Origin of the sequence: Devosia enhydra (assembly GCF_900119845.1) — a bacterium.
Taxonomy (GTDB): Bacteria; Pseudomonadota; Alphaproteobacteria; order Rhizobiales; family Devosiaceae; genus FPKU01.
Genome location: NZ_FPKU01000001.1, coordinates 26,622 through 41,939 on the forward strand (window position 1 = coordinate 26,622; position 15,318 = coordinate 41,939).

Below are 15,318 nucleotides of genomic sequence, written 5' to 3' on the forward strand. Positions count from 1 at the left end.
CGTCTAACGGGTATAAATGGCTTCGGCATTGGCTGCAAAGCGCCCCGCATCGAGGCCGGTGAGCCGTTCGATGGTGGCGAACACATCACGATAGGCAAAGCCGGGAGCGCTCACCGGCCAGTTGCTGGCGGCGAGCAGGCGGTGGTGGCCGAACTGGCGGGCGACATGAGCAAAAATCGCTGCCAGAGCGGCTTCATCGGGCAGGGTCTGGCCGGGCAGCCACAGCATGGAGAGCTTGGCGAAGGCGTTCGGCAAACGCGCCAGACGTGCAATGCCCTCGTGCCAGACCGGATCGCCGGGATGGGTGAGATCGGGATTGGCCACATGGTCGATGACGATGCGCAGGCCTGTGTGGCGTTCGAGGACGGTTGCGACGGTCGCGATCTGGTGGGGCGCGACCAGCACCTGTATTACTGCGCCGACATCGGCAAGCGCCGCCAGCGCATCGTCCAGCCCCGGCTGGGCGACCCAAGTCTCGGCATCTTCGAGCACGACGGGAAGGCGCAGCCCGAGCCATAGGGGATTGGTGCAGGCCGCTGCGAGCCGGGCCTCGAAATCGGGCACCGCAAGATCGAGCCAACCGATGACGCCGGCCACCACATCGCGATGCGCCTCGGCCACAATCAAGAGCCCAGCGGGTTCGGCCTCGATCTGCGCCGCCGAAACGAGGATGAGCCTCGAGATTTCTGCCGACGCCAGCAGGGGGCGCAGGGCATGCATGTCGAAGTCCGCATCGAGCTCTGGCACGCGCGAGCGGATGCGCACGGGGTGGCCATCGCCGCGGCGCCAGAGATGCACATGCGTGTCGAACCGGCTCATGGCGTTGCCGCGATGCGGGCGAGTGCTTCCGGCGCGATCGGTTGCGCGAGCAGGTCGAGGCAGTCCTCGAGTTCGGCAGGCGATGTCGCGCCCAGAAGCGTCGCCGCTACCCGCGCGTCATCGGCTACGAAATGCAGGGCCGCCGCCCTGAGGCTCGTGCCTTCCACTTCGGCCGTTGTGCGCAGCCGCTGCGCATGCGCCACGATATCTGGCGCTGCCGCGCCATAGTCGAACCGGCCGGTTGCCGGGTCGTCGGCGGCGAGGATGCCCGAATTGAATACCCCGCCCACCACCAGTTGTGCCCCCTGCGCTGCGGCCGCAGCAAAAAGGCCGGCTTCGGCGCGCCGGTCGAGCAGGGTCTGGCGCCCGGCGATCAGCACGGCATCGAGCCGGTGGCGCGCGAGAGTGGCGATGGCCAAGTCGCAATCGGTGACACCGATCCCGATGCCCCCGATCCGGCCTTCTGCCCTCAGCGTTTCGAGCGCCTCCACCGCATCATCGATCGCCTCGGCCGAGGGACTATCGTGCAGATAGACCAGGTCGAGCTTTTCGAGGCCCAGTCGCCTAAGGCTCGCCTCAACCGATGCCCGGATGAAGCCCGCCGAGAAATCCTGCCGCCGCTCGGCCGGTGGCTGTCGCCCGCCTTCGGGAAAGTCGATGCGGTAGCTGGCCTTGGTGGACACGAAGGGCAGGGCGCCGCCTTCAGAAAGGTGACGCTGGATCGCCCGCCCCAGGCGCTTTTCCGACAGTCCGGCTCCATAGAGCGGGGAGGTATCGAAATGGCTGATGCCGCGCCTGAAGGCTGCTGCGAACGTCGTTGCAGCGGCCTCTTCGCCGATATCGGCGAGCCCGAGCCCGGCACAGCCGAGCCCGATGCGGGGGACGGGGGCCATCATCCCTTCACCGCCCCCGATGAGAGGCCGGAGACGATGAAGCGCTGGAAGATCAGCGCCAGGAGGAAGGGCGGCAGCGCCGTGATGACGCCGGCCGCCATGACATAGTCGAACTGGATCGATGCGGTATCGACAAAGCTCGCCGCCACCACCGGCAGGGTCCGGCTGGCCGAGGTGTTGGTAAAGGTCACGGCAAAGAGGAACTCGCTCCACGAGCCCATGAAGGCGAGGATCGCGACGCAGGTCAGCCCCGGCAGGGACAGCGGCAGCAGCACCATGCGCACTGTTTGCCAGCGGCTCGCCCCATCGATGACCGCCGCTTCCTCTAGTTCCACCGGCATGGTGCGGAAATAGGATTGCAGCAGCCAGATCGAGAACGGCAACGTCAGCGCGCAATAGACCGCCACAAGCGCCAGGGGCGTATCGATCAGCCCCAGATTGCGCACGATCAGGAACATCGGGACGACGAGCATGATGGGCGGCACCATGCGGGTGGCGAGATAGACCATCAGCAAGGGCAGCGAATAGCCGAATTTGAGCCGCGAAAAGGTGTAGGCGGCAGGCGTCGCGATCAGGATATTGGCAATCGCCACGCAGATCCCCACGATCAGGGAGTTGACCAGCCCCTGCCGCACCTCGAACACCGCCGGGGCCCGGTTGCGCGCCTCGGCGAGAAATTGCGGGTCTCCGAGGCCCAGCACCGCCATGTAGTTGTCGAAGGAGAGCTCGGACGGCCAGAGTTTGGGCGGCACCGAGAGCATTTCCTGCTCGGTCATCAGGCTCGTCACCACCATCCAGTAGAACGGGCCGAAGAGGAAGATGAAGAAGAGGAGCGCAAAGACCATCAGCAGGGCAGTGCGCAAGGGGTGTTGTCTGGCGCCGGTCATTTGGACATGTCTCCCCGCTTCCAGAGCATGCGGATGTAGAAGATCGAGAGCGTCATGGTGACGAGTGCGATGATGTAGGCATAGGCGTTGCCCTTGCCGAAATCGGTGAAGCTGAAGGTCGTGACATAGGTGAGCCAGGCGATGACGGTAGTGGAATCGCCCGGTCCGCCGCCGGTGAGCACATAGACGATGTCGAAGGTGCGCAGCGCCACCATGGTCTGGGTGATCAGCACCAGAAGCAGCGAATGGCTCAGCCAGGGGAAGGTGACGTACCAGAAGCGCTGGAAGACATTGGCGCCATCCACACGCGCGGCGTCGTAGAGTTCGCCCGGAATGGTCTGCAAGGCCGCCAGCATCACGATGGCGACGAAGGGCACGTGGTTCCACACCTGGGCGATGACCAGCGCCGGAAGCGCGGTGGTGGGATGGGCAAGCCAGGCCTGGTAGCTGTCGATGACCCCGACGCTTAAGAGGATGTGGTTGATGAGCCCGTTCTGCCCCTCGAACAGCCATTGCCAGACGAGGCCGTTGACCACCGGGGGAATGGCCCAGGGGATCAGCGCGATGGCGCGCAGCACGCTGCGGCCCGGAAAGCGCTCGTTGAGCAAAAGCGCCAGAAGCGTGCCGAGCAGAACCGTGGTGCCGATCGAGCCGATCGAGAAGACCAGCGTGATCCGCGCCGCGTTCCAGAATTGCGGGGTCGAGAAAATCTCGATGTAATTGCCCAGCCCGATGAACTCCACCGCGCGGGGCCGCCTCAGATTGTATTGGTGCAGGCTCAGCCATGCCGAATAAAGGATCGGGTAGAGCACCATCACCAGCAGCAGGAGGATCGCCGGCGAGTTCAGCACGAAGGCGAGCAGGGGTTGCGGCTGGTCGCTGGTGCGCCAGCCTCGGGCGCGGGCTGCCATGGCTCAGCCCTTGAGCGTCAGGTAGACGATGGCGCGGACGGATGCCGCCCCTTCGACGGTGAAGCGAAGCCGCTGCCAGGGGCCGATATCCCTCAACGGCATGGTGGCGAGGCCTGCGCCCGACAGCGAGACCGGAGCGGCCTCGTGCGCACACCAGGTCAGCCCCTCGGGCGAGGTTTCGGCGGAAAAGGCGATGCGAGCCCCGGCCGGCGCCTCGAGCACATGCACGAACCAGCGGGCCTCGTCGGCCCAGGCGGTTTCATAAGGCTCGGTGACAAAGCCGTCGGCGATGGCGACGTTACGCTCGGGAACGGCGGTGAATGAACGGCGAAGCATGGTCAGGGCCTCCTTACCAGTCGACCGAGACGAGGCAGGAATCGAGGAAAAGGAAGTTCCTGACATCGCGATGAGTGTGCACGTCGAGGCAGAAATTCATCAGCTTTTCGAGGCCCCAATAGCCGTGCGGATAGCGGGGGACAGGGATGGCGCTGAGGTCCATCAGCTTGTCGTTGACCTGTAATTCGACATTGCGCCCTTCCTTCGTGTCGAAGACGTAGCGCAGATAGTGCCAGTTTATCTTGGTGGGGATCTCGTTGTAGCAGAGGTTCTGCTGGCCATCGGGCACGTCCTCCCAGTCGTCGGGGTGCGAGACGTGGTAATCGGCGACGGCGGGGTTGCCGGCGATCTCCATCTTGGTGGTGGTCTGCACGCTGGTCTTGTACTGCCACTTGCGTACAAGATTGCCGTGGCGGTCGGTGTTCACATAGCGCAGCGCGCAGTGATAGCGCCGGCCATATTCGGCATCGCAGACATCGTTGCCGATGCAGAAATCGCCGAAATCCATGACGCTGGGATCGATATTGCCGTCAAAGGCCTGACGGTCGGGCCGGGGGCCGATCCAGCTTTCCGATTTGAGGGTGAAATAGGTCTCGAACTGCACCCGGCCCGGCTTCACATAGGTCATCCGCTTGATGGCGAGCGCCATGTGGTTGGCCTTGGGACGGGTGGCGAGCTTGAGCGCATAGGTCCCGTCGACGGCGCCATGCGTGCCGATATCCCAGAACGAGAGGTTCGAGATCTGGGGCGGGCGCATGTCGGCGACGATGGTGCGGATCTTGTCCGGGTCCCCGTCGTGATTGCCGACGAGTTCGCACCAGCCATTCACGCCCTCGTCGAAATCGTCGAAGAACAGGATGCGGTTGAGCGGGTTGTAGCGCGACAGGCGTGGGTTTGCGGCAACGAGCGCCTGGCGCATCGCTTCGAACTGGGTCATCGATAGCTCCGAAGGAGGGGCCGGAAGCGCTGGCCGCGCCTCCGGCGATGGTGTCAGCCGGCGGCGAGCTCGCGGGCAAAATCGGCCGAGGCCGTGATGGCGGCGTCGATCGTCGTGGATTTGAGCAGCGCATCCTGAATGTGGGTCATGAAGGCCTGCTCCCATTCGGGATACCAGGGCGCCTTGATGCCCTGCTTGGGCTTGGAGATCTGCGACAGCTTTGCGAAATCGGCCGCATCGCCCAGCGTGATCGACTGGATCAGCGCCTGAAGCTCGGGCGCTTCGTAAACGCCGGGGAAGGGGCAGCGCCCACCCTGGTCGAGCGCCCGCATCTGGGTCAGCGTCCACTGCCCGTCGGCGCCGGGGCCGGCATAGGCGTTGAGCGCCCGCCAGGACGCGTCGGGATTGCGCGTGCCTGCCGCGATGCCGGCGCCGTGGCAATAGCCCACCGCACCCACATCATTGGCGTTAAGGCCCGGAACCAGGGCCATCTTCACCTTGCCGGTCACCGCCGAATCCGGCTTCACGTTGAATTCGGTCAAGGCATACTGGGCCATGTAGCCCGACTTGATCTGGCCGGTGCGGATGCCGGTGCGCGCCACGCCCCAGTCGCGCTGGAGGTCTTCGAGGCTGACGATCTTCCAGTCGTTATAAGCCGCGACATACCATTCGAGGATCGCCTTCATCGGGCTCTCGGGCTTGTCGAAGGCCGGCTGACCTTCGGCATCGAACATGTCGCCGCCCGACGCATAGAGCGTCGACCACAGGCTCCAGAACTGGCCGGCCTGCTTCTTCATCCCGAGGCTCAGGGGATAGGGCTCGATGCCGGCCGCCTTGATGGCCTCCATCTGCGTGCGCAACTCATCGAGCGTCGCGCCGGGCTTTTCGAAGCCGGCCGCATTGAAGGCCTCGGTGTTGTAGGCGAAGCCGAAGGCATCGGCGAAGATCGGCAGAGCATAGAGCTTGCCATCGGGTGCGCGGCTGGCCTCGACATTGCCCGGCGAGGCCGCTGCCAGAATGGCGTCGATGCCCTCCATGTCATCGAGCGGCATCAGCCACTCGCTCTCGGCCCAGGAGGCGAGCTCGGTCTCGGGCACCTGCACCACATCGAGGGGCGTGCCGCCGATGAATTCGGCGATCAGCCGGTCACGATAGCGGGCGAAGGGCGCGCTCGACCATTCGATCGACAGGTCCGGATTGGCGTCGAGGAACTGGTTGAGGCCGGGAATGTCACTGGCCGGATAGCGCTCCCAGGCGCGGAAATTGAGTACTGTGCCGCCGGCGCGACGCAGCGAGGCCGGATCGGCCAGATCCTGTGCGAAAAGCCTGCCGCCGGGCAGGGCAAGCGCGGTGGCCAGGGTGGCGGTGCCGGCCATGAAGGCGCGACGGGTCATTCGCACGGAGCCCGTGCGTCGGGTCGTCTCGAACATTGGGTATCCTCCAGGTGTGCCGCCCCTCCTCGGGCGGCGATCAGCGATGCAGGCTGTTCCGGGGGCGCCGGGTGCCCGGCGGGCCGGTAATCTCGCCCGGAAGGGCGAAGAATTCGGGTCTCTTGGCCTTCAGCAGGTCGTAGCGCGGCAGCACCTTCTCGATATGCAGGTGCATGAGCTGTTCGGCCGCCGCCACATCCTGCGCCGCGATGGCGGCAACGATTGCGCGGTGTTCCTCGATGATCGGCGCCAGCGGGTAGGGGCCGGCATGATCGAGATGCGCAAGCCGCACCCGGTCGAGATGATGGCGGGCCTCATCGAGCACCCCGGCGATGCCGGTGAGGTCCGAAACCACCACCAGCTGGCGGTGGAAATTGGCGTTGAGATCGAAGAAGTCCTCGCGCTGGCGCGATGCGAGCACGCCTTCCTGCTCGGCGATGGCCGCCTCCAGCCGCTCGACATCCTTGGCGCTGCGCAGCCGCGCCGCCTCGGTGGCGACGGCCTTTTCGAGCGAGAGGCGGATGAAATAGGCCGAGCGGATCGCCTGCAGATTGAGGGGGGCGACGAAGGTGCCGCGCTGGGGGCGCACGAAAACGAGCCCCTGTCGCTCGAGCCGCTGCAGCGCCTCGCGGATCGGGGTGCGGCTCACCGACATTTCGGCCGCCAGCGCGTTTTCGGAAATCCGCTGCCCCGGCAACAGCTCCATGCGCACGATGGCGCGATGCAACAGGGCGTGAACCTGCTCGCCGGCAGGCAGGTCGGAGACGGAGATGGCATGTTCTATCGTGCTCATGAGCATGGTGATACACGCCTGTGCACTTGTATGCAAGTATGCATATTGAAGCGGTCGCGTTTGTTCGCGCGCACTCAGTGAGGCGTCAGATCAACATTCGTGAGTTGCGCGATGTGCGCCACAGGGGCGCCCTGGCGCTCGCGGCCAGGAAGCCGGCATCGACACGTTGGGGGCAAGGCGCCGATGCCGGCCGACAGACCGTCAGGTCCGCCGCAGGAGAGGAATACAGGCCAATTTATCCCGGAGCCATCCCGAGGTTGGAAAAGTTTGTCTGTTCACACTCCAAACCAACGCGGCCTAGGTTGTCACGATTCCATGACAACTGACTGTATATGCTGCACTTATCGTTCGTTCAGTGGCTTTGTTGCAGCAGGGCAACAGGGCTTGGATGTGAAACATCGTCCTCCTGAGCGGATTTGCTGGGGGCTTGGCGCTGCATCATCACGAATCGAGCGTCGAGCGCGCAGGGGCTTCATCGCGCAGCTTTCGAGGGGGATGGGTCGGGGGCAATCGGGGACTGCCGGTGATGAGCCGCGCGCCCTTGCGATAGGTCAGCCACTGCCAGAACCAGTTGACCAGCACCACGATACGGTTCCGGAACCCGACCAGATAGCCCACATGCACGAGGCCCCACAGCACCCACGCGAAAAAGCCTTTGACGGCAAACTTGCCGAACTTCCCAACGGCCGCCGAGCGCCCGATGGTCGCCATGGTGCCCCAGTCCCGATATCGAAACGGCCCAGGGGCGGGCTCGCCCGTCATCTCCGCCGCGATGATCGCGGCAACATGGGCGCCCTGCTGCTTGGCGACGGGGGCGAGCGCGGGATAGGGCTTTCCGTCGGGGCCGGTAACCGAAGCCGCATCCCCGATCACGAAAACATCGGGGTGACCCGGCAGCCGCATCTGCGCGTCTACCACAACGCGACCCTGCTTGTCGGCCGCCGCACCGAACCAGCCTGCGACCGGTTCGGCCTGCACGCCCGCGCACCAGAACACATTCGGCGTTTCCACGGTTTCCCCGCCGAACCGCACGAAACCGGGTCCCACCGCTTCGACGGGCGATTTGAGACGCACCTCGACGCCCATTTTCGAGAGCGCCTCGCAGGTATAGGCGCTCTGGGAATCGGTGAAGGCCGAGAGCAGCTCGTCGATCGCCTCGACCAGGATGATGCGCGCCCCGGCAGGGTCGATATGAGAAAAGTCCTGCCGCAGCGTCGCCTTGGCAAGTTCCGCCATCGCCCCGGCCATTTCGACGCCTGTCGGGCCACCGCCCACCACCACGAAGGTCAGCAGCCGTCGCCGTTCCTCGGGGTCCTTGACCGTTTCGGCGCGCTCGAAGGCCAGGAGGATCCGGCGCCTGATTTCGGTGGCATCGTCGAGCGATTTGAGGCTCGGCGCGTGCGCCTGCCATTCATCATGCCCGAAATAGCTGTAGCGCGATCCGGCAGCCACGATCAGCCGGTCATAGGCGACGGGCCCATCGGTGCGCAGGTTAACGAGCCGCTTTTCGAGATCGACCCCCGTCACCTCGTCGAGGAACACCTCGAGCCCCTCCTCGCGCCCGGTGCCAAGCACGCCGCGGATCGGCACGGCAATGTCGGCGGGCGAGAGCGCGGCCGTCGCCACCTGATAGAGCAGGGGCTGGAACAGGTGGTGGTTGCGGCGATCGATCAGCGTCACGCGGACAGGTGCGCTGGCAAGAGCGCGCGCTGCGGAGAGGCCGCCAAAGCCGCCCCCGATGATCACGACCCTGGGCCGCCCGTCTCTGGTGTCTGGAATTGCCTGCATCCTTGCCTCCTTGGCTGGCCAACGCCCCGACGGAAAGCAGCGTTCCCGCCTCATGTGGGATTGCAGGGCGCCTCTCGCCAGAAGACTGGCTTTGCGCTAGCTCATAAGGCAGTCGATCCCATCGAGGCTTTACTTCCATGACCAAGGCGCTCGTCATTCACGCGCAGCACGATCTCCGTATCGATCCGATCTCGTGCGGCGAGCCGGGCCCGGGCGAAGTGCTGGTGGCCATGGCGCGCGGCGGCATATGCGGATCCGATTTGCATTATTATCACCATGGCGGCATCGGCACCGCGATCCGGCTCAAGGGCCCGATGGTCCTGGGCCATGAGGTTTCGGGGCGCGTCGCCGCTCTGGGTTCGGGCGTTGATCATCTGGCGGTGGGGGACCTCGTTGCGGTCAACCCCTCCTCGCCCTGCGGCCGCTGCACCTATTGCCGCTCGGGCCTCCCCAACCACTGCCTCGAAATGACCTTTCTGGGCTCGGCGATGCGGTTTCCGCATGCCGATGGCGGCTTTCGGAGCCAGATGGTCGTGCGCGCCGAAAACTGCGTGCCGGCAGCCGGTCTTTCCCCCGAGGCGGCGGCCATGGCGGAGCCATTGGCCGTGTGCCTTCACGCGCTGCATCAGGCTGGCGACATCGTGGGCAAGCGGGTGCTCGTGACCGGTTGCGGACCCATCGGGCTGCTCTGCGTCATGCTGGCGCGCCGGCTGGGCGCCGCCGAGGTCACTGCTACCGATATCGGTGAAACAGCGCTTGAACGCGCTCGTGCACTTGGCGCAGATACCGCGCTCAATGTCGGGCTCGATCCCGACTGGCAGGCTCGCCATGCTGCACGCAAGGGGCATTTCGATGTCCAGTTCGAATGCTCGGGGGCCCCGCAGGCGCTGGCGACCGGCGTGGCCGTGCTGCGCCCGCGCGGCATCATCGTTCAGGTCGGGCTAGGCGGCGATATCGTTGTTCCGCTCCAACAGATCACGGCCAAGGAACTCCAGCTGCGCGGCTCCTTCCGGTTCACCTCCGCTTTTGCCGAAGCCGTGGCGCTCCTGCGCCGTGGCGTGCTGTCCGTGGATGGCATGGTGACCCAGCACTTTGCTCTCGACGATGCCCGAGAGGCTTTCGAGACGGCATCGAACAGAAACATCGCCAACAAGGTGCAACTGGTGTTCGATGCCTGAGGCCGCTCAAGCAGCATTGTCGGCCAGCCCTCTTGCGTCGTCCTCCCTGATCGCTGGCGGGAGGCTGCCGGGAGCCCGATGAAGTCGCCGCAGATCGAGCTCCGTCATCTGGCCAGTTTCGTCTTGGCCTGCCAGAACGCCACGGTCACCGAAGCGGCGGCGGAGCTGGGCGTGTCGGCCTCAACCCTGTCGGTGGCCCTGCACACGCTCGAGCGCGAGCTCGATATGAAGCTCTTCCAGCGCCAGGGTGGCTGGCTGCGGCCGCTTCCCGCCGCGTTCTGGCTCTTCCAGCAGGCTGTGGCGCTGCTGCATGCCGAAAGCGCCGCGCGACATGCGCTGGGCGCAGATGCGCCGGTCGCAGCACGCCTCCATGTCCACCTCGATCTCAGCTTCACCATCGGCCGGTTTTCCAAGGCCGTGAGCCGCACCATCGAGGCGATGCGTGTGCTCAACCCCGCGCTGGCTGTGGATTTCGATTTCCGTGATGGAGCCGATCCTGCGCCGGCAGCGGGGGCGTTCGAGATCGATCCCGAGCCGCCGCGTACCGTGCTGGAGATCGGCTATTTCGCCCCAGGCAGCGATCCCATCGCCGGCGAAGGCTGGGCAGAGGGACCAAACCTCTCCCTGCCGCTGATCGCCGATCGCTGGGTGGTGGTGGGTGCGACCGATGCCGAAGCACGGGGCAGGGATGGCGATGGCCCGCTTCTGCTCGTCCGCATGCGCCAGACCCTCAGCGACCAGGTGACCCTGCACGCCCGCCGCCATGGCTTTGCGCAGCGCCTGACGCCGATCGATGCCGAACCGGCCGATCTGGGCGAGCGCCTCGCTGCCAATCCGGCCGCCCGCTTCCTTCTGCCCCAGAGCATGCTGGCCGATCGCCTCGGGCTGGGCCGCACCCATGTCGCTCCGCTCGATCCGGCCCTCTCGAGCCTCGTTTCGGCCCGCTGCCGCGGTGGCGATACGGCGGCGGCGCGTCTGTTTCTCGATCAGTTCCGCACCGCCCTTTTGGGCACCGAAGCCAATGCCGCCTTCGATCCGGTGCTGACCATGCGGCAGGTGCGGGCCTTCACGGCGATCGGCAAGGCCGGCGGCATATCGGCGGCGGCGCGCAATTCCAATGTCACACAGCCCAGCCTCTCCTCGCAGGTCCAGCGGCTGGAAGAGGCGCTGGGTCGGCCGCTGTTTGCGCGAACCCGCACCGGCATGGCGCTTTCGGATGCCGGGCGGACGCTGCTGCCCTTCGCCCTCGATCTCGAGACGCGGCTCGAACGCATCCTGCGCGCCTGTAAGGACGTGGCGGCCCACACACAATCGGCGCTGGTCATCGGCATGTTGCCCAGTTCCGGCCATGACAGCGCGATGACCGGCCGCGTGGCCGCAGCGCTCATCGCCCTGCGCGCCCAGAACCCGCAATGCCGGTTGCGGCTGGTCGAAGGGTCCAACCTCGCTCTGCACGAAGCCGTGCGCGCCGGCGCGCTCAACCTCGCCATCGTCGGGGCGGTGCAGGGCGGCCTGCCGCATCTGGCGCTCGGGCCCAGCGAACGCCTGTCCGTCATCGCCCATCCCGCCCTGGGGCTTGCCGCGCGGCTCGAAATGGGGCTGCGCGAGGTGTGCGCGCTGCCGCTGGTGCTGGGGCCGCGCCATCTCAGCATTCATCGCGCCTTCGTCGAAGCGGCCTCGGCTGCCCGCCTCGCGGTCAGCCCGGTGATGGAGGTGGGGTCGCTGCCGCTCGCGATCGCCATGACCCGGAGGGCGCCGCTCGCCACGATCCTCCCCGCCTCCTCAGTGCGGCAGGATCTCGAGGAGGGCCGGCTCACCGCTACCCGTCTCGGCGATGATTTCGGGCTCGGGACACTGTCGATCATCTTTTCGGGCGAGCGCAGCCTCTCCGACAGCGAGCGGGCGCTCGTCCGGGCCCTGACGGAGGCCTTCGCGCGCCCGGCGAGCCCCTGAGCCGCCGGATTTCGAAAACTCCTATCGCCCAGTTCGGAATTTCCGATCTATCCGCCTCCCGCCCCCCGGTTGCTAGTCTGAGGCATCGGCGAAAGGGCAAGTCCCCGAGCCAGCAAGCGCCCCAGGGGACGGCACGCATGAAGATCGAGCGCCTCACCGACCAGTCCTGCCGCAGCATCCTTGCGCGGCTCGACCAGCGTGGCGACCTCCTCACCCTCGAGGAGCCGGTCGATGCCCATCACGAGGTCGCCGCCGTGCTGTCGCTCGTCGATGCGCGCCGCGCCGTTAGGTTCGCGAGCATCAGGGATCATGAGACGGGCATTTTCGCCGGCATCCTGTCCGATCTCGATCGCATCGCCATGGTGCTCGGGGTTCCTGCTGCGGAGATCCAGGATCGCCTGATCGCGTCCATATCGCGTCCGGTGGCCCCCCAGATCGTCGAGGCCGCGCCGGTGCAGGAGGTCGTGCGCCATGACAACGTGCTCTCCAGCCTTCCCGTGCCGTGGTTTTTTGCCCGCGAAACCGGCCCCTACATCACGGCCGGGCTGATCGTGGCCCGCGACCCCGAAACCGGGCTCGGCAATGCCTCCTATGCCCGTCTCAAGGTACTGGGCCCCTCAGAGGCGCTGATCGGTATCGCGCCCAACCATCATCTGTCCATAATGGCGCGCAAGGCCGCCGCGCGGGGCGAGACGCTGCCCTTTGCCGTGGTGCTGGGCGCGCACCCTGCCATCCAGCTGGCCGCCTGCTTCTACCTGGGGTTGGGGGACGACGAAATCCACTGCGCCGGTGCGCTGCTCGGCGAACCGGTCCGGCTCGTGAAGGCGAGGACCAGCGACCTGCTCGTTCCTGCGGAGGCCGAGATCGTGCTGGAGGGCGAAATTCACGCCGATGACATCATCGTCGAAGGTCTCGTCTCGGAATATCACGGCATGTACGAGGATTACGGCACCGGGGTGCGCGCCACCTTCGGGTGCCAGACCCGCCGCGCCGACGCGATGCTGCAGGTCATCGAGCCTGGCTATCACGCCGAACATCTCTATCTCGGTGCCGTGCCGATCGCCGCGAGCCTGCGGGCTCAATTGGCCCGGGTCATCCCGAATGTCGGACAGGTCGCCGTGACCTTGTCGGGTTCGGGGCGGACCAATGTGGTGGTGCAAATCGACCGGCCGCGTCCCGGCCAGGCCAAGCGCGCCATGATGGCCTGCTGGAGTGCCGTCAGCATCGTCAAGAACGTCACGGTCGTCGATGTCGATATCGACCCCTGGGATCTCGCCGCCGTCGAGCTCGCCAAGATGAACCGCATGCGCGCCGAGCGCGACGTGCTCATCGTGCCGGGCATGAGCGCCGATCGTTCCGAACCGCAGGAGGAGCGGGGCATGGTCACCAAGACCGGCTACGACGCAACCTGCAAGCCGGGCGACCGCAAGGAGGGCTTTGAGCCGGCCCTGCCGCCGCCCGAGGCGATGGAGCGCATGCGCGCGCTTCTGACAAAGCATCATCCGGAGCTTGGGCTGTGACCGGGCGCCGCTGCCTGTTCGCGCCGGACGCGCCGGCGATCGAGGCCGGGCAGACCCGGTCCGCGGAGTGGTTCGCCGACGATCCGAACCGAGAGGGACGCTGACCGAAGGGCTCGCCGGCGGTTCTCCGCCCGATGATGCCCCCGGCCGGCCTTGTACCAACCGGTGCCCCTGCAACCCAGGGTGCACGAGACTGGAAAGAGAGGGTTCCATGACTACGCTTACGATCAAGGCCCGGTCGGGCAACGGTACGTCGCGATCCGCCATGCTGGCGGCTGCGGTCTGCCTCGCGCTCCTCGCCCCCACGGCCGCGCTGGCCCAGACGCCCACGAGCGGCGGCACGATGACCATCATCAATGGCTCGGACATCCGCAGCTGGGACCCCGCCATCACCTCGGGCACCTTCCCCGGCGGGCCGATGGACGTTCTGGACGCGGTTTATGGCTTCATCGTCTACGTGAACGACAAGGGCGTCGTCACGGGCGGCATGGCCGAAAGCCTCACCTCCGAGGATGCCATCACCTGGACGCTGAAGCTGCGCGAAGGCGTCAAGTTCAGCGATGGCGTCGCCTATGATGCCGAAGCGGTGAAGTACAACTGGGAACGCGTTGCCGACCCGGCCACCGCCGCGCCCTCACAGGCCTTCGTGGCCGGTTGGGCCTCGGGCATGGAAGTGGTCGATCCCCTGACGCTCAAGATCACCCTGCCGGCGGCCAACGCCAACTTCGCCGCCCAGATCGCCGAACTGGCCCCCTTCATCGCCTCGCCCGAGGCGCTCAAGGTCGCCAAGGAAAAGTCCGAGATCAAGCCGGTCGGCGCCGGTGCCTTCCTCCTCGATGCCTGGGACCAGGACGTGTCGGTCTCCATGAAGCGCAATCCCGACTACTGGGATCAGCCGCGCCCCTATCTCGACACGCTCAAATTCGCGATCATTCCCGAGACCAACGCCCGCATCGCCACCGTCGTGCAGGGCGGCGCCACGATGATGGCGGGGTATCCCTATCAGTTCGGCTCGAATGCCGATGCGGATGGCGTTGCCACCAAGCAGATCCCCATCCGCGGCATCAACCGCGCCTATTTCAACCACACCAAGGGCGTCTTCTCCGACGTGCGGGCCCGCGAGGCCTTCTACTCGGCCATCGATCGCGGCCGGCTGATGCAGGCCTTCACGCAGATGGAAGGCTTCACGCCGCCCGTCTCCTATTTCGGCACCAGCTCGCAATATTACGATCCGGCCTACAGCCTGCCTTCCTATGATCCGGCCAAGGCGCAGGAGCTGATCAGCGCACTTGCCGCCGACGGCAAGCCGTTCGAAGTCAAGATCGTCACCTACACCAACTCCGACCTTAAGCGCCTCGCCGCCTATGTCCAGCAGGTGATCTCGTCCTATGAGGGCGCCTCGGCGACCATCGAGGAGGTCGATCAGGCCAACCTCATCGTCAGGTGCAAGCAGCAGCTCGAATTCGACCTCTGCGTCGAAGGTGGCGTTCTGGTCTCGAACGGCGCCGAGCCCAACATCTCGAACCTTCTGCGCTCGACCGGCAATTTCAACTGGGGCCAGTACAACAACCCCGAAATGGATGCCGCGCTCTCGGCTGCCGCCAGCACCGTCGATCCGACCGCCGTCAAGGCCGCCTTCTCGGACGTGCAGAAGCTCGTGGTGGAAGACCTGCCGCTTTACATCTTCGGCGAGCAGACCCGCTACCTGCTGCTGCGAGACAACACCGGCGGGGTGGTCAACTCCAATGGCGGCATCCTGCAAAAGCAGTTCCTCTATGTCTGCGACGCGCCCTGCGTCGAATGACCGCCTGAGCCCTTCAAGCATCGCCTTTCGCCCGGCATCCTGCGCCGGGCGGAAGGTCACCTTCTCCTC

At 66.0% G+C, this 15,318-nt stretch carries 13 protein-coding genes; 4 read left to right on the plus strand and 9 right to left on the minus strand.

The genetic code is table 11. The features are described 5' to 3' along the window. Nucleotides 1-3 precede the first annotated feature (3 nt). The 9 genes from BT183_RS00130 to BT183_RS00170 form a co-directional block, all read right to left on the minus strand. Nucleotides 4-819: an amidohydrolase family protein gene (locus BT183_RS00130; protein ID WP_072338412.1), complete on the minus strand. Its 816-nt coding sequence runs from the start codon at nt 817-819 to the stop codon at nt 4-6. Continuing rightward, nucleotides 816-1,715, minus strand: a complete 900-nt coding sequence (locus BT183_RS00135; protein ID WP_072338413.1) for an aldo/keto reductase — start codon at nt 1,713-1,715, stop codon at nt 816-818. The genes BT183_RS00130 and BT183_RS00135 overlap by 4 nt, the downstream gene beginning before the upstream one ends. Beyond that, complete coding sequence (locus BT183_RS00140; RefSeq protein WP_072338414.1) at nt 1,712-2,599, minus strand: carbohydrate ABC transporter permease; 888 nt, start codon at nt 2,597-2,599, stop codon at nt 1,712-1,714. The genes BT183_RS00135 and BT183_RS00140 overlap by 4 nt, the downstream gene beginning before the upstream one ends. Beyond that, a complete protein-coding gene (locus BT183_RS00145) occupies nt 2,596-3,510 on the minus strand; it encodes a carbohydrate ABC transporter permease (protein WP_072338415.1) in 915 nt (304 codons plus the stop codon). The genes BT183_RS00140 and BT183_RS00145 overlap by 4 nt, the downstream gene beginning before the upstream one ends. 3 nt (nt 3,511-3,513) lie before the next feature. Further along, a complete protein-coding gene (locus BT183_RS00150; RefSeq protein WP_072338416.1) occupies nt 3,514-3,846 on the minus strand; it encodes a hypothetical protein in 333 nt (110 codons plus the stop codon). Nucleotides 3,847-3,859: 13 nt separating this feature from the next. Further along, a complete protein-coding gene (locus tag BT183_RS00155; RefSeq protein WP_072338417.1) occupies nt 3,860-4,783 on the minus strand; it encodes a DUF6772 family protein in 924 nt (307 codons plus the stop codon). A 53-nt stretch (nt 4,784-4,836) separates the two neighbouring features. After that, the gene (locus BT183_RS00160) at nt 4,837-6,213 is read right to left on the minus strand and encodes an extracellular solute-binding protein (RefSeq protein ID WP_084603141.1); all 1,377 of its coding nucleotides are present in this window, start codon (nt 6,211-6,213) and stop codon (nt 4,837-4,839) included. A gap of 40 nt (nt 6,214-6,253) precedes the next feature. Beyond that, nucleotides 6,254-7,012 (minus strand): GntR family transcriptional regulator, encoded by a 759-nt coding sequence (locus BT183_RS00165; protein WP_072338419.1) that lies wholly within the window; start codon nt 7,010-7,012, stop codon nt 6,254-6,256. 435 nt (nt 7,013-7,447) lie between these two features. Then, a complete protein-coding gene (locus tag BT183_RS00170) occupies nt 7,448-8,794 on the minus strand; it encodes an NAD(P)/FAD-dependent oxidoreductase (RefSeq protein WP_072338420.1) in 1,347 nt (448 codons plus the stop codon). 137 nt (nt 8,795-8,931) lie between these two features. Between BT183_RS00170 and BT183_RS00175 the strand changes: the two genes are divergently transcribed. The 4 genes from BT183_RS00175 to BT183_RS00190 all read left to right on the plus strand — a co-directional run bounded on the left by BT183_RS00175 (nt 8,932) and on the right by BT183_RS00190 (nt 15,249). Then, nucleotides 8,932-9,972: an L-idonate 5-dehydrogenase gene (locus BT183_RS00175; RefSeq protein WP_072338421.1), complete on the plus strand. Its 1,041-nt coding sequence runs from the start codon at nt 8,932-8,934 to the stop codon at nt 9,970-9,972. Nucleotides 9,973-10,050: 78 nt separating this feature from the next. After that, nucleotides 10,051-11,925 (plus strand): LysR family transcriptional regulator, encoded by a 1,875-nt coding sequence (locus BT183_RS00180; protein WP_072338422.1) that lies wholly within the window; start codon nt 10,051-10,053, stop codon nt 11,923-11,925. 137 nt (nt 11,926-12,062) lie between these two features. Continuing rightward, the gene (locus BT183_RS00185; protein ID WP_072338423.1) at nt 12,063-13,445 is read left to right on the plus strand and encodes a UbiD family decarboxylase; all 1,383 of its coding nucleotides are present in this window, start codon (nt 12,063-12,065) and stop codon (nt 13,443-13,445) included. Between the two features lie 211 nt (nt 13,446-13,656). Continuing rightward, entirely contained in the window at nt 13,657-15,249 is a 1,593-nt protein-coding gene (locus tag BT183_RS00190; RefSeq protein WP_072338424.1) for an ABC transporter substrate-binding protein, read from the plus strand. Nucleotides 15,250-15,318: the final 69 nt, after the last annotated feature.

Coding starts and splice junctions, on each gene's coding strand:
- BT183_RS00165 (WP_072338419.1), bottom strand. CDS start 7,012: ATGCTCATGAGCACGATAGAACATGCCATCTCCGTCTCCGACCTGCCT.
- BT183_RS00155 (WP_072338417.1), bottom strand. CDS start 4,783: ATGACCCAGTTCGAAGCGATGCGCCAGGCGCTCGTTGCCGCAAACCCA.
- BT183_RS00185 (WP_072338423.1), top strand. CDS start 12,063: ATGAAGATCGAGCGCCTCACCGACCAGTCCTGCCGCAGCATCCTTGCG.
- BT183_RS00140 (WP_072338414.1), bottom strand. CDS start 2,599: ATGACCGGCGCCAGACAACACCCCTTGCGCACTGCCCTGCTGATGGTC.
- BT183_RS00145 (WP_072338415.1), bottom strand. CDS start 3,510: ATGGCAGCCCGCGCCCGAGGCTGGCGCACCAGCGACCAGCCGCAACCC.
- BT183_RS00170 (WP_072338420.1), bottom strand. CDS start 8,794: ATGCAGGCAATTCCAGACACCAGAGACGGGCGGCCCAGGGTCGTGATC.
- BT183_RS00150 (WP_072338416.1), bottom strand. CDS start 3,846: ATGCTTCGCCGTTCATTCACCGCCGTTCCCGAGCGTAACGTCGCCATC.
- BT183_RS00180 (WP_072338422.1), top strand. CDS start 10,051: ATGAAGTCGCCGCAGATCGAGCTCCGTCATCTGGCCAGTTTCGTCTTG.
- BT183_RS00190 (WP_072338424.1), top strand. CDS start 13,657: ATGACTACGCTTACGATCAAGGCCCGGTCGGGCAACGGTACGTCGCGA.
- BT183_RS00130 (WP_072338412.1), bottom strand. CDS start 819: ATGAGCCGGTTCGACACGCATGTGCATCTCTGGCGCCGCGGCGATGGC.
- BT183_RS00175 (WP_072338421.1), top strand. CDS start 8,932: ATGACCAAGGCGCTCGTCATTCACGCGCAGCACGATCTCCGTATCGAT.
- BT183_RS00160 (WP_084603141.1), bottom strand. CDS start 6,213: ATGTTCGAGACGACCCGACGCACGGGCTCCGTGCGAATGACCCGTCGC.
- BT183_RS00135 (WP_072338413.1), bottom strand. CDS start 1,715: ATGATGGCCCCCGTCCCCCGCATCGGGCTCGGCTGTGCCGGGCTCGGG.